Source organism: Mariniphaga anaerophila (genome assembly GCF_900129025.1).
GTDB lineage: Bacteria > Bacteroidota > Bacteroidia > Bacteroidales > Prolixibacteraceae > Mariniphaga > Mariniphaga anaerophila.
Window position 1 is genome coordinate 568,191 of sequence record NZ_FQUM01000001.1, and the last position, 13,177, is coordinate 581,367.

The 13,177-nt window shown below is 44.0% G+C and carries 13 protein-coding genes; 10 read left to right on the top strand and 3 right to left on the bottom strand.

The features are described from left to right. Positions 1 to 47: 47 nt before the first annotated feature. The 10 genes from BUB08_RS02230 (at position 48) to msrA (ending at position 8,939) form a co-directional block, all read left to right on the top strand. The gene (locus BUB08_RS02230) at positions 48 to 488 is read left to right on the top strand and encodes a VOC family protein (protein WP_072998505.1); all 441 of its coding nucleotides are present in this window, start codon (positions 48 to 50) and stop codon (positions 486 to 488) included. Between the two features lie 92 nt (positions 489 to 580). Continuing rightward, complete coding sequence (locus tag BUB08_RS02235; RefSeq protein WP_072998507.1) at positions 581 to 958, top strand: hypothetical protein; 378 nt, start codon at positions 581 to 583, stop codon at positions 956 to 958. 112 nt (positions 959 to 1,070) lie between these two features. Next, positions 1,071 to 1,640, top strand: coding sequence for a hypothetical protein (locus BUB08_RS02240; RefSeq protein ID WP_072998509.1), 570 nt, complete (start codon positions 1,071 to 1,073; stop codon positions 1,638 to 1,640). A 182-nt stretch (positions 1,641 to 1,822) separates the two neighbouring features. After that, positions 1,823 to 3,238 (top strand): c-type cytochrome, encoded by a 1,416-nt coding sequence (locus BUB08_RS02250; protein WP_072998512.1) that lies wholly within the window; start codon positions 1,823 to 1,825, stop codon positions 3,236 to 3,238. Between the two features lie 17 nt (positions 3,239 to 3,255). Continuing rightward, a complete protein-coding gene (locus tag BUB08_RS02255; RefSeq protein ID WP_072998513.1) occupies positions 3,256 to 4,587 on the top strand; it encodes a c-type cytochrome in 1,332 nt (443 codons plus the stop codon). 79 nt (positions 4,588 to 4,666) lie between these two features. Next, entirely contained in the window at positions 4,667 to 5,242 is a 576-nt protein-coding gene (locus BUB08_RS02260) for a YqaA family protein (RefSeq protein ID WP_072998515.1), read from the top strand. A 104-nt stretch (positions 5,243 to 5,346) separates the two neighbouring features. Continuing rightward, positions 5,347 to 6,504 carry a glycoside hydrolase family 172 protein gene (locus tag BUB08_RS02265; protein ID WP_072998516.1) on the top strand — a complete coding sequence of 386 codons (1,158 nt, stop codon included), beginning with the start codon at positions 5,347 to 5,349 and terminating at the stop codon, positions 6,502 to 6,504. Positions 6,505 to 6,564: 60 nt separating this feature from the next. Next, entirely contained in the window at positions 6,565 to 7,992 is a 1,428-nt protein-coding gene (fucP, locus tag BUB08_RS02270; protein ID WP_072998518.1) for an L-fucose:H+ symporter permease, read from the top strand. Between the two features lie 57 nt (positions 7,993 to 8,049). Further along, a complete protein-coding gene (locus BUB08_RS02275) occupies positions 8,050 to 8,343 on the top strand; it encodes a DUF6787 family protein (protein ID WP_072998519.1) in 294 nt (97 codons plus the stop codon). Next, complete coding sequence (msrA, locus tag BUB08_RS02280) at positions 8,340 to 8,939, top strand: peptide-methionine (S)-S-oxide reductase MsrA (protein ID WP_072998521.1); 600 nt, start codon at positions 8,340 to 8,342, stop codon at positions 8,937 to 8,939. Before BUB08_RS02275 ends, msrA begins: the two co-directional genes overlap by 4 nt. 136 nt (positions 8,940 to 9,075) lie before the next feature. On the opposite strand, the gene BUB08_RS02285 is transcribed toward msrA, so the two are convergent. The 3 genes from BUB08_RS02285 to BUB08_RS02295 are packed head-to-tail and all read right to left on the bottom strand — an operon-like array spanning position 9,076 to position 13,163. Next, positions 9,076 to 9,588, bottom strand: a complete 513-nt coding sequence (locus BUB08_RS02285) for an NADH-quinone oxidoreductase subunit NuoE family protein (protein ID WP_072998522.1) — start codon at positions 9,586 to 9,588, stop codon at positions 9,076 to 9,078. 11 nt (positions 9,589 to 9,599) lie between these two features. Then, the gene (locus BUB08_RS02290) at positions 9,600 to 11,351 is read right to left on the bottom strand and encodes an NADH-dependent [FeFe] hydrogenase, group A6 (protein WP_072998524.1); all 1,752 of its coding nucleotides are present in this window, start codon (positions 11,349 to 11,351) and stop codon (positions 9,600 to 9,602) included. A gap of 18 nt (positions 11,352 to 11,369) precedes the next feature. Then, on the bottom strand, positions 11,370 to 13,163 hold the full coding sequence (locus BUB08_RS02295; protein ID WP_072998526.1) for an NADH-quinone oxidoreductase subunit NuoF: 1,794 nt from the start codon (positions 13,161 to 13,163) through the stop codon (positions 11,370 to 11,372). Between the last annotated feature and the right edge of the window lie 14 nt (positions 13,164 to 13,177).

Sequence of the window (13,177 nt, forward strand, 5' to 3'; positions counted from 1 at the left end):
ACAAAACACACAGACAATCGAATTTACCAACATTAATTTCAATTATTATGGCAAGTGTAAGTATTTACCTGAATTTTACCAATCAGACCGAGGAAGCGTTTAATTTTTATAAATCGGTTTTCGGAACTGAGTTTTTGGACAACGGTATAATGCGCTTTAAAGATGTTCCGGCAACAGAAGAAATGCCGCCACTTTCAGAAGAAGACCAAAACCTGGTGATGCACGTTACCCTGCCTATTTTGGGCAACTACCTTCTTATGGGAAGCGATGCGCCCGAAGCAATGGGGTTCAAAATAAACCAAGGCAATAATGTTTACATTAACCTGATGCCCGACACCCGGGAAGAAACCCGCCGGTTGTTTGGAGCCCTTGCTGATGGCGGAACAGTAGAAACAGAATTACAGGAAATGTTTTGGGGCGATTATTACGGCAGTTGCAAAGACAAGTTTGGCATCGCATGGATGTTTAACTGCCCGGCAAAAGAGTAAGCAGAAAGCTTCCCATATTCGGTATCCGAGACCGAAAAAATTATTATGCGAAGAACGTAATTCCTGTACAATTCGGTGCTACCTTTGCCTTCGTGAAAAAGGCAATAAAAATATCAGGGTTAATATTTGCTGCAGTGCTTTATAGCATTGCAGTTTTCTTTGCTTTTTCAAATTCGGTCGAACTGGCATCGATAAGCTCCGGCCCTCAACTGGAAAATACCGGAAGCCATATTTCCGAGCGGCCGATAAATTTACAAGGAGAGCCGCTCAACCAGGAAACCTGCTTTAATTTCCAGTCGGAAGTTAGTTTTAGCAACTTCGAATTTCAGTTTAAATACTCTCCTGCTTTTTTAAAGCACACCGAAAAAGTCCTCTCAAAAGAATTTACTCAATACATTTTTCTGGCAAGAAATTTTCCTGTCAGACTGCGCAAAGCAGATCTTCTGTTCCCGTTTCATTACTTCTGGTAATTCATTTTGTAAAACAGGGTGATTGCCGCATTCAATTCACCTAATCAAAGTCAGTTAAATCTATAACTGGCTCACATGTTATTATTTAACTCACATTTTAATTTATTGCAAAATGAATTCAGGAACAATAATTATAACAATCATTTTTCTGGCAATCGTTTCGTTGCCCTTCGTTATTTCAGGTAATAAACGCAAAAAACAAAAAAAGAACCTTCTGGGAAAACTCTCGGAACTGGCAAAAAAAGAGAACTGCACCATCACTCAGCATGAGTTTTGTGGCGATTTTGTAATTGGACTGGACAACCAAAACAACTACCTGTTTTTCTATAAGAAAGTAGAAAACAAAGAGGTACAACAATCCGCAAATCTTACGGATTTTAGCAGTTGCAGAGTATTGAAAGCAATTAAAACAATGGGCGAAAAAAAGGAACAGTACCACGTAATAAACAAATTGGAACTGTGCTTTTACCCGCTTGCAAAAAGTCAACCCGACGTGCTGATTGAATTTTACAACACCGACTACGACAGGCTCACTTTAACCGGCGAAATACAACTGGCAGAAAAGTGGGAAAAACTGCTAAATGAAAAAATGAAGAACATCAAAAAGCCCACCACTGCTCCGGCTCCTGACATTAAAACAGGTTCAAAAAAACGAACGCATAAAAAAACGATAGCAGCATAAATTTTCCGCCGGCAACTATTACAAAATGGTTGCCGGCTTTTTTTAACCAAATACTATCCTGATTATACCAAAAGCAATTCTCTTTTTCGAAAAACCCTGCATTCTTTGGTTTTTTACCCCCTGTCTCATAGAAATTAAAAAAATTTATGCCTATATTTTCACCCATAAAAAAACCAGGCATCATGGACTTTCCGTTATTTCATCTCGATTTTATGGGCAACCGTATGTTGGTTGCGGTAATTGCCATCCTTCATGTGCTGATCAACCATGCACTGGCAGTAGGTTTCGCACCGTTGGTAACACTTCTCGAATTCAGGGGTTACCTGAAGAATAAAAACAATCCCGAAGAAGGCCGGACTTGGGATGAAATGGCCCGAAAAATGATGTTTTTCGCGTTTGTAATTACAACAACCGTAGGTGCGCTAACCGGAGTAGGCATTTGGTTTGCGGCTTCGCTGGCAAACCCGGCATCGCTGGGGAGCCTCATCCGCGTGTTCTATTTTGCCTGGTTTACCGAATGGATTATTTTCGTGTTGGAAGTGGTTTTTATTATGATCTACTACCTCACCTGGAAAAAATCCAACGAATCGCCCAAAAGAAAACGGCAACACATACGGTTCGGGCTATTCCTGAGTATTTTCTCGTGGCTTACCATGGCTATTATTGTTGGTATTCTGGCATTTATGATGGACCCCGGAAGCTGGATTGAAAAGAAGTCGCTGATAACAGGTTTTCTGAACCCAATTTACCTGCCCCAGCTCATATTCCGTACTCCGGTAGCCATGATGATGGCCGGCACCGTAGCATTAATGTTTGTTGCCTACGCCATGAAAAAACAGAATCATTGGAAAGCCGGCATCCTGAAATACATTTCGTTTTGGATTTTATTGTGGATGCCCCTTGCTGCGTCAGGTGCGTTCCTGTATTACTGGCACATTCCGAGGGCAATGGTTGGAAATCTTCCGGTCGCGTTGGGCACACAACAATTTCAGGACTGGTACAGTTCGCTGGTTACAGTAATGATAGTTGTCGTTTCCATTGGTTTCCTCGTTGGAATTTTAGGAACTTTCGCCCCACGGCGACTGCCCAAACACCTGCTGATTATTCCGGTGATTGCTTCGTTCCTTTTTCTGGGTACGTTTGAGCGGCTGCGCGAATTCATCCGGAAACCGTACGTAATTGGCGAGTACATGTACGCCAACGGTTTTTTGGTAGAAGAATATCCGTTGTACCAGCAAACAGGAATTTTAAAGCACTCGCCTTATTTTGAATTTTCTGAAGTTACAGAGGAAAATAAAATCGCTGCCGGCGAAGCGGTTTTCACATTGGCCTGTACCCGTTGCCACACAACACACGGCATCAGTTCGGTGGTGCGTAAATTCGAGCGGATGTACGGCAAGGAAAATCCGTTGAATGAAGAAGCGATGAAAGTTTTTATAAAAAGCATGCACAACGTGAGATACTACATGCCGCCATTCCCGGGCAACGACGAAGAACTTGGCGCTCTTGCCGCCTACATTGCCGAGCAGCAAAAACGGCCAAAAACATTTGAAGGGCCTCAAATAAAAGGCGTAGACGTTAAAGAAATTGAATACTAAACTTAATCCCGAAAAAAATGATTGCCACAATATTAACTCAGGTTCCCATCCCGAAAGATATTCCTCTTCCGTTGCCCCTTCCCGAATGGCTACTTGTAGCTATTCTGATTTTCTCATTTCTACTGCACATTTTGTTTATTAACCTGATGGTTGGAGGAAGCATACTCACGTTCTGGTACGAGTTGAGAAGCAATAAAAATAAAGATTACGACAAGGTTGCCAAAGAAATTGCATCAACAATTACAGTTAACAAAAGTATGGCAGTGGTTTTGGGAGTTGCCCCGTTGCTTTCCATTAACGTGTTGTACACGCTTTACTTTTATTCGTCCAACGCACTTACCGGAAATATATGGATTTCTGTAATTCCGTGGGTAGCTGTTTCATTTTTATTGCTTTACCTGCACAAATACTCTTGGAACAGGCTTGCAGAAAACAAGCCGCTCCACCTGGGAATTCTGGCCATTGCCATTTTCAGCTTTCTTCTTATCCCTTTCATATTCCTGACCAACATCAATTTAATGTTGTTTCCCGAAAAATGGGGTGAGGTCGAAGGCTTTTTCAGCGCAATGACACTTCCAAATGTTTTTCCGCGCTATTTCCATTTTATTGCTGCCAGCATGGCCATTACCGGTTTTTTTCTGGCGTACTGGTTTGGCAGAAAAAAATTTAATGCCGAAGCTCAATTCAAAACGCTTCAGAAAAATGATGTAAAAAAGCAAATGCTAAACCTGGCATTGGCAGCTACCGGAATGCAATTTATTCTGGGGCCACTTCTGTTTTTAACCCTGCCAGCAAAAGGCGTAAGCTGGAGCCTGTTTTGGGTAATTTTGGCCGGTGCAACCATTGCAGTTATCATTTTGGTTCAACTGTGGAAAATGATAAACGAACTGGATAAAGTTCCCGGAAAACGTTTCTTTTGGGTAGTAGGACTATTTACGGTTTTAGTAGCTTTTATGGGAACCGGCCGACATCTTTACCGGGATAATGCACTGGCTACTCACAAAAAAATGATGGCGGAACGCACTGCTGCACATTGGGAACAAGTAAAAAAAGCGCACGAAAACCTGCTGTTGCCACAGGTTGAGTCAGAAGCAGGGTCATTCTCTCCGGGGCAAAACATTTTTCAGACCAACTGTGCGGTTTGCCACGCTGCAACAACACGACTGGTTGGCCCGGCCATGGCTGAAGCTGCTCCTATCTACAAAGACAACATCGATGCCCTAAAAAAATGGATTAAAACCCCGGGAAGAAAAAGAATGGATTACCCGGCGATGGCAGGCTTTCCACAATTTACAGATAAAGAACTTACTGACGTGGCCAACTACGTGCTGGAGAATCAGTGGGAATAAACTCGAAATCTGAACTAAAATACTTCTAACATCAAAAATTGTTGTATTTTTCGCCCTGTTTTAAAAAACGGTGAAAACAATGAAACTCAGTTCAAGAATGCGATTTCTTTTGAACAATGGGCTACGTGGAATTTTGTGGCTTGTTGTTCTCCTGGGAATTTATTTCTTTGTTAACGAATTTTTCATTTCCAAAGCACCTGATGCATGGGTAGAACAGTTTTACGCCCGTCCGTTAATCATTTACCTCATCTACTTTGCATCTGAATTTTTCTTTGGCATTGTGCCTCCCGAACTGTTTATGATTTGGGCTTTTAACAAAGGTGGCGTACTAAGCTACACGCTGACTGTAGCCTTTCTGGCAATAGTTTCCTATGTTTTGGGTTACGTAACTTTTTTAATAGGAAAGTTCATCTACAAGAAAACCGTATTTAGGTATGTACGCATTAAATACCTCAAAAAATCGTGGCCGCAGTTAAGAAAGTACGGCATTTTCTTAATAATTGTAGCTGCACTCACTCCGCTCCCCTGGTCGGCAGTTTGCCTGCTGGTTGGTTCGGCAGGGTACCCTTCCGGACGATTCCTCCGCTATGCCGTTTTTCGGTTGATTCGATTTGCCGTTTACGGTTTTATCATCTTCCAAACCCACCAGTTGTAACCGCAAGCTTATTCCCCACCCTCCAAAATCTAACCGCAATTGATTGTGTAACAAAACACAAAAAAAGCTAACTTAGCTCAATTCATTAATCAAACTTATAAAACATGAATAGAGCTATCTTTCTGGCGATAATTCTTTTTCTCTCTTTTGGAGCATATTCTCAAAAAGATTTTGACGGACTAAACATGAACATGGGAAATCTTTTCCGCATGTCAAACGCTGAAACCCGTTCCATCAGTCCCGAAAACTTTACCGGGGAAAAAGGGAAAGGTGGGATGGCCATTCCCGGAGAAGGCGACCAGCTGAATGTTGCCAATGCTTCGCACGCAGCGCGCGACCTGGGTCAGGGATGGAAAGTCAACCCGTTTATTCGCATCAAACCCGGAGAAACATTTACGCTGGCCGAAATTGAAGGGCCGGGTGCCATCCAACACATTTGGATGACTCCGACAGGAAACTGGAAATTCTCTATCCTTCGCTTTTACTGGGACGATGAAGAAACGCCATCGGTAGAAGTTCCCGTGGGCGACTTTTTTGCCATGGGCTGGAACCAATACGCGCCGTTGAGTTCGCTGGCTGTTTGCGTCAACCCTGGGAGTGCATTCAATTGCTACTGGCAAATGCCTTTCCGAAAAAAATGCAAAATCACCATGGAAAATGTCAACGACAAAGATGAAATGCGCCTCTATTACCAGGTTGATTACACGCTCACTAAAATACCTGATGACGCTGCCTATTTTCATGCACAGTACAGAAGGACAAACCCAAATACAACCTCAGATTATACAATTATTGACAATGTTAAAGGACAAGGCCAGTTTGTTGGCGTTTACATGGCGTGGGGAGTAAATAACAACGGATGGTGGGGCGAAGGCGAAATCAAGTTTTTTATTGATGGCGACGGAAAGTTTCCGACCATCTGCGGCACCGGTACCGAAGATTATTTTTGCGGCTCGTACAACTTTGACCGTGACGGCCAGTACAAAGAGTTTAATACGCCGTACGCCGGATTGCACCAGGTAATAAGACCCGACGGAGCCTACAAATCGCAGCAGCGTTTCGGGCTTTACCGCTGGCATATTCTTGACCCAATCCGGTTTAAAAAAGATTTGAAAGTTACCATCCAGGATTTGGGATGGCGCCACGGCGGAAGATACCTGCCTCAGAAATCAGACATCTCTTCCGTTACATATTGGTACCAGGCAGAACCGCATGCTGGTTTTCCTGAATTACCCGCATGGGAGGATCTGGAAGTAAACTAACCGAAATAAACTACCAACGGCTCGGGAAAAAACTATCATTCTAAACAAATAAAACACCACATGGAAAACCATCGAATTATTCCCAGGGGAATTGTCTGGCCATTTATTTTGCTAACGTCACTGTTTTTTGCATGGGCCATTCCTAATAATTTAACCGACACCATGCTTGCTGCTTTTAAACGAATCATGAGCCTTTCCGATTCCAAAACAGCCTGGATTCAACTGGCCTGTTATCTTTTTGGATACGGTGGTTTTGCCATTCCAGCGGCGCTCTTTATAAAAAAATACACGTACAAATCGGGCGTAATGCTGGGGCTTGCCATGTATGCACTTGGCACGTTCGTGTTTTACCCGGCCATGTTAATGGCAGGTGTAAACATCAACATCAGTTTTATGATGTTTCTGCTGGCTTTGGTCATTCTTTTTGCAGGCCTTTCTATTCTCGAAACTTCTACCAACTCCTACGTTTACGCAATCGGGCCGGAACAAACAGGAACAAGACGCCTCAATTTCTCACAGTCGTTTAACCCTTTTGGCGCCATTACGGGCGTGGTTCTGAGCCAGGTGTTTGTGCTGTCGCAACTGAACACCCTTAGTGCCGAGGAACGGGCGGAACTTCCGGCAGCGGAACTCATAAAAATACAGGGAGCAGAACTGAATGCCGTTACCATGACATACGTGGGGCTGGGTTTGGTAATGCTGGTGCTGCTGGCCGCATTTTGGTTTACCCGGATGCCAAACCTCAAAGAGGACGACAAAACACTTGATTTCAAAGGAACATTTGGCCGGCTGATTAAAAACAAAAATTACATATGGGGAATAATTGCGCAGTTCTTTTATGTTGGTGCTCAAATTGCAGTATGGTCATTTATTATCAGGTACGCGATGCAGCAACTACAACTTGATTCCCTGGTGGCAGAACTCGGAAAAAGCGCCACATCCGACGAAATTATTGCCCGGTTGAGAAACATCGAACCACTGGCAGCAGGCTTTTACAGTTTCTCCGAAGCGATTGGAATCCGGGCGTTTCTGCCACGCACTGCAGAACAGGCCGGCGCTACATACTACATTTTGTCGCTGCTGCTTTTTGTAATCGGCAGGTTCACATTTACCGGACTGATGAAATATTTTCAGCCACGAACATTGCTTACAACTCTCGCAGTGCTGGCTGTCACATTTAGCCTGATTACCATTTACGGAAACGGTTGGATTGGAATTTATGCGTTGGTAGGAATCTCCGGCTGCATGAGCCTGATGTTTCCGACCATTTACGGGTTGGGAATTACCGGCCTTGGCGATGATACCAAAATTGGCGGTGCAGGAATGATTATGGCAATTGCCGGAGCAGCAGTGCTCACACAAATACAAGGCATTGTTTCCGACCAGTCGGGCAGTATAAAAATGGCGTTTTGGGTACCGGCAGTAGCGTTCTCTGTTATTGCATATTACAGTGCGGTTGTAAGCAGAAAACGGGCCGCAAAAAATTAACAGCTCAAACAAGCCCAGCCTTTTGTTGTTATTGGATACAGGAAATGGAAAAAATTTATGTTTGAAAGATTAAAGAAAAAGTGGAACATCAAAAATAATTTTCAGCTTGTTCTCATATTTATTGCTTTTTCAGTAACAGGAAGCGCATCGCTGGTAGTGCGAAGATTTGTTTTCGACTGGATAGGAATAACAGGTGACACAAGCCTTTGGATAAAAGTTCCGCTATACGTACTTATTGTTTTCCCGGCTTATCAGGTTCTTTTTCTCGTAATAGGCACATTACTGGGGCAGTTCAGGTTTGCGTGGGAATTTGAGAAGAGAGTATTTTCACGTTTTAAAATTAAAAAATGAAAACGCTGTTGTTTTTAATAACCGGTTTAATTATGAATACTTTTTTGGAACAAAATAACGCGTTGGAAGAAGCAACGCTAGGCGGAGGCTGTTTTTGGTGTACTGAAGCAGTTTTTTTGCAGATGAAGGGAGTAGAAAGCGTTGCGTCCGGGTACAGTGGCGGGCACGTTAAAAACCCCGGATATCGTGAAGTTACAACCGGACGAACCGGCCATGCGGAAGTAATTCAGATTACATTCGACCCCAGAGTGGTAAGTTTTTCCGAAATTCTGGAGGTGTTTTTTATGACGCATGACCCTACCACTTTAAACAGGCAGGGAAACGATATTGGAACGCAATACCGTTCTGCAATTTTTTATCACAACGAAGAGCAAAAGAAAACGGCAAAAAAGGTAATTGAGCTGTTTGAAAAAGAGAAAGTTTACGATGACCCGATTGTAACAGAAGTAACGCCTTTTGAAGCATTTTACAAAGCTGAAGACTACCACGTCAATTATTTTAATAATAACAAAAACCAGCCCTATTGCCAGTTTGTAGTAGCTCCCAAGGTGGAAAAATTCAGGAAAGTTTTCAAGGAAAAACTAAAGGAAAAATAGCCATCGAATTTTTTCCAACATTCAATATTTAAGAGCGTTTTCAGTTCTGTAGGAGTTAACAAATTTTACATCCATAAACTCAAAAAAAAGAAAACCGGAATTTCACAGTTCCGGTTTCCTTTTTCAATATTATGAATCATGCAGTCTTCGACGAATCGGAAGAGCCACAACCGTCGCGGTAGTCGGTAATAATCTGCTTTACCTGGGTAGGCGCAACCCTGCCGTAAACTTTTTCGCCAACCATTACCACCGGAGAAAGGCCGCATGCCCCAAGGCAGCGCAGGCAATTTAGCGAAAACATACCATCGCCGGTTGATTCACCAACCTCCACTTTCAACTGTCGTTTAAATTCATTCAGTACCTGCTCGGCACCACGCACATAACAGGCAGTTCCCATACAAATTGAAATCGGAAATTCTCCTTTCGGAACCATCGAGAAAAAGCTGTAAAAAGTAACTACTCCGTAAACTTTGGCTACAGATGTTTTCAGCTCTTTGGCAATTACTTCCTGCACTTCGGCCGGAAGATACCCCAATTTATGCTGAACTTTGTGCAGAACATTTATCAGCTCACCTTCGCTGTTATTATACTCGGCACAAACATCTTTTATTACCTTGATTGTATTATCTGCTAATTTTATTTTTGGCATGGCGTAAATTTTTATGTTCGGTCAAAATACTCGGTATGCAATAAATGGTGAGCTTTTTCGCTCATTGGTTTTCCCAGAAATTCTTCGTACAACTGAATAATGTACGGGTTCTCGTGCGACTTGCGTATGGTTTTATTGCTGTCTTCCTGGTAAAGAGCCATTTGGCGTTTCTTCAAAATTTCGGCATTGCCGTGATGGTAGGGCTGGCCGCCGCCACCAATACAACCGCCCGGACAACTCATTATTTCAATGGCATGAAATTCGCTTTCTCCCGACTCTATTTTTTCAAGCAACTTTCGGGCGTTACCCAAACCATGGGCAATACCAATTTTTAGCGGGAAACCTGCAAAATCAATGGTTGCATGGCGAATTCCTTCCATCCCTCGCAATTCGTGGAAATCGAGCTTCTGAAGTGGCTTTTTGGTGTACAATTCGTAAGCAGTCCTCACCGCTGCTTCAATTACACCACCGGTTGTTCCAAAAATCACTCCGGCACCGGTTGATTCACCCAAAGGCAAATCGAAATCTTCGTTGGGCAATTTATTAAAGTCGATGTTAGCCAGTTTAATCAATCCGGCCAATTCACGGGTCGTAATGGCATAATCCACATCCGGATTTTCATTCACTTTAAATTCGTCGCGACCGCACTCGTATTTTTTTGCAACGCAGGGCATAATTGAAACTACCACTAAATCTTCCCTGTCGATTCCCATTTTTTCGGCAAAATAAGTTTTTGCAATGCTGCCAAACATCTGCTGGGGCGACCGTGCAGTAGACGGAATGTCATTTAATTGCGGAAACTGGTGCTCAAAAAACTTCACCCAGGCCGGGCAGCAGGAAGTCAAAATAGGCAGTTTCACATTTTTATCGCCTTCCAGAAATCGGGAAAGCCTGTTCAGCATTTCGGTTCCCTCTTCCATAATGGTAAGGTCGGCAGCAAAATCGGTATCAAAAACATAGTTGAAGCCCAATCGGCGAAGAGAAGCTGCCAGTTTCCCGGTAACCAGCGTTCCGGGCTCCATATCGAATTCCTCTCCCAACGCCGCGCGAACCGCAGGTGCAGTTTGCACAACCACTGTTTTTGTAGGATCAGAAAGCGCCCTCACCACCTGTGCGGTTTGATCCACCTCTGTTAGAGCACCTGTAGGGCAAACAGCCACACATTGTCCGCAATAGGTGCACACCGAATGGTCGAGATTCATCTCGAATGCCGGCGATACAACTGCATTGAATCCGCGATTAATGGCAGAAAGCACACCAACTGTCTGCACCTCGTTGCACATCATTTCGCAACGGCGGCACATAATGCACTTGTCCACATCGCGAATAATGGCCGGCGAAGTATCTTCTCTATAAGTTGACTGCTCGCCTTTGTAATGAATTTCCCGAATTCCCAGGTGATGAGCCATATCCTGCAACTCGCACTTACCCGACTTCGCGCAAATCAGGCAATCAGCCGGGTGGTCAGAAAGAATGAGTTCCAGCACAGTTTGCCGGGCGTTTATTACCCGAATCGAATGCGAATTGATGACCATGCCGTCGGCCACTTCAGTGCAGCAGGCAGGCGCCAGGTTTCTCCGGCCTTCTACTTCAACAACGCAAATCCGACATCCGCCGGGTCGGTTCTCAATGTTCAAATCATCCAGTTTCATGTGGCAAAGCGTAGGAATATGGATGCCCACGCTGGACGCCGCATCGAGAATGGTAATTCCTTTTTTAACGACTACCGGCTTATTATCTATGGTTAATTGTATTGTATCCATTGTATCTGGTTTTCAGTTCTATGAAAGTTTAATCGCATTAAATTTACATTTCCAGTAACACACTCCGCATTTAATACAAATCGACTGGTCGATATAATGCGGTTGCCTGCGCTCGCCGGTAATCGCTCCCACCGGACAATTGCGGAAACACAATGTACATCCGGTACACAAATCTTCAACAACTTCATATTTCAGCAGGTCTTTGCACTGCCCCGACGGGCATTTTTTCTCGTTGACATGCGCCAAATATTCATCTTCGAAATTTGCAATGGTAGACAATACCGGGTTGGGCGACGATTGTCCCAGGCCGCAAAGAGAAGTGTCTTTAATCACATGACTCAACATTTTCAGCCTTTCGATATCTTTCTCCTCCCCTTCTCCCTTGGTAATTTTATCCAACATTTCGTGCAGGCGCTTGTTCCCAATGCGGCACGGTGAGCACTTTCCACAGGATTCTTCGAGGGTAAACTCCAGGTAAAATTTTGCAATGGAAACCATGCAGTCATCTTCGTCCATCACAATCATCCCACCGGATCCCATCATCGAGCCGGCAGCAATCAGGTTGTCGTAATCGATAGGCGTATCCAAAAAATCTTTGGTCAAACATCCTCCCGAAGGCCCTCCGGTTTGAACAGATTTGAACTCTTTGCCGTCTTTTATTCCGCCGCCAATATCGTAAATTACTTCGCGTAAGGTGGTTCCCATGGGAACTTCAATCAACCCGATGTTATTGATTTTTCCGGCCAGCGCAAATACTTTAGTTCCTTTAGATTTTTCAGTACCTATTTTATTGAACCAGTTGGCACCTTTATTAATAATAACCGGAACGTTGGCAAACGTCTCTACATTATTCACATTGGTTGGTTTCCCCAGATAACCTGACACAGAAGGGAATGGCGGCTTAAAAGTAGGTTCGCCACGCAGCCCTTCCATGGAATGAATCAGTGCAGTTTCTTCGCCACAAACAAAAGCACCGGCTCCCAACCGGATACTGATGTCGAAATTGAACCCGGTTCCCAAAATATCTTCTCCGAGCAACCCGTACTCGCGTGCCTGATTTAATGCGATCTTCAGGCGCTCAATTGCCAGCGGATATTCAGCCCTGATGTACACCAATCCTTTGTCGGCACCAATACAATAGCCACAAATTGCCATGGCTTCGATAATTGAATGCGGGTCGCCTTCTAAAATGGAACGATCCATAAAAGCACCGGGGTCGCCCTCATCGGCATTGCACACAACGTATTTCTGGTCGGCTTCCGATTTGTTGGTGATTTCCCATTTTAAACCGGTAGGAAAACCGCCACCTCCGCGCCCGCGCAGCCCGGATTCTTTTATTTCGCTGATAACTTCTTGCGGCGACAGTTCTGTCAGGCACTTTCCAAGCGCCATGTACCCGTCGCGGGAAATGTATTCTTCAATATTTTCAGGATTGATAAACCCACAATTTCGCAAAGCAATGCGCATTTGTTTTTTGTAAAACTCCATTCCTTTGGAGTCGCTTATTTCCTCTTTTGTTACCGGATCGGTATAAAGCAAGCGCTGAACCGGCCGTCCTTTCACCAGATGCTCTTTTACAATTTCCTCGGCATCTCCGGGCTGAACCCCCACGTAAAAAGTATTTCCGGGCAACACCTTAACAATAGGCCCTTTTTCACAGAATCCGAAGCAGCCGGTAAACACCACCTGCGCATCGTCTTCCATGCCAGTCTGTTCAATCCAGTACTTTAATGAATTCCTGATTTCATCACTATCTGCAGCTTTACACCCGGTTCCACCGCAAACCAGCAGATGCATTTTATAATCGGTCATAACTGATTAGTTGA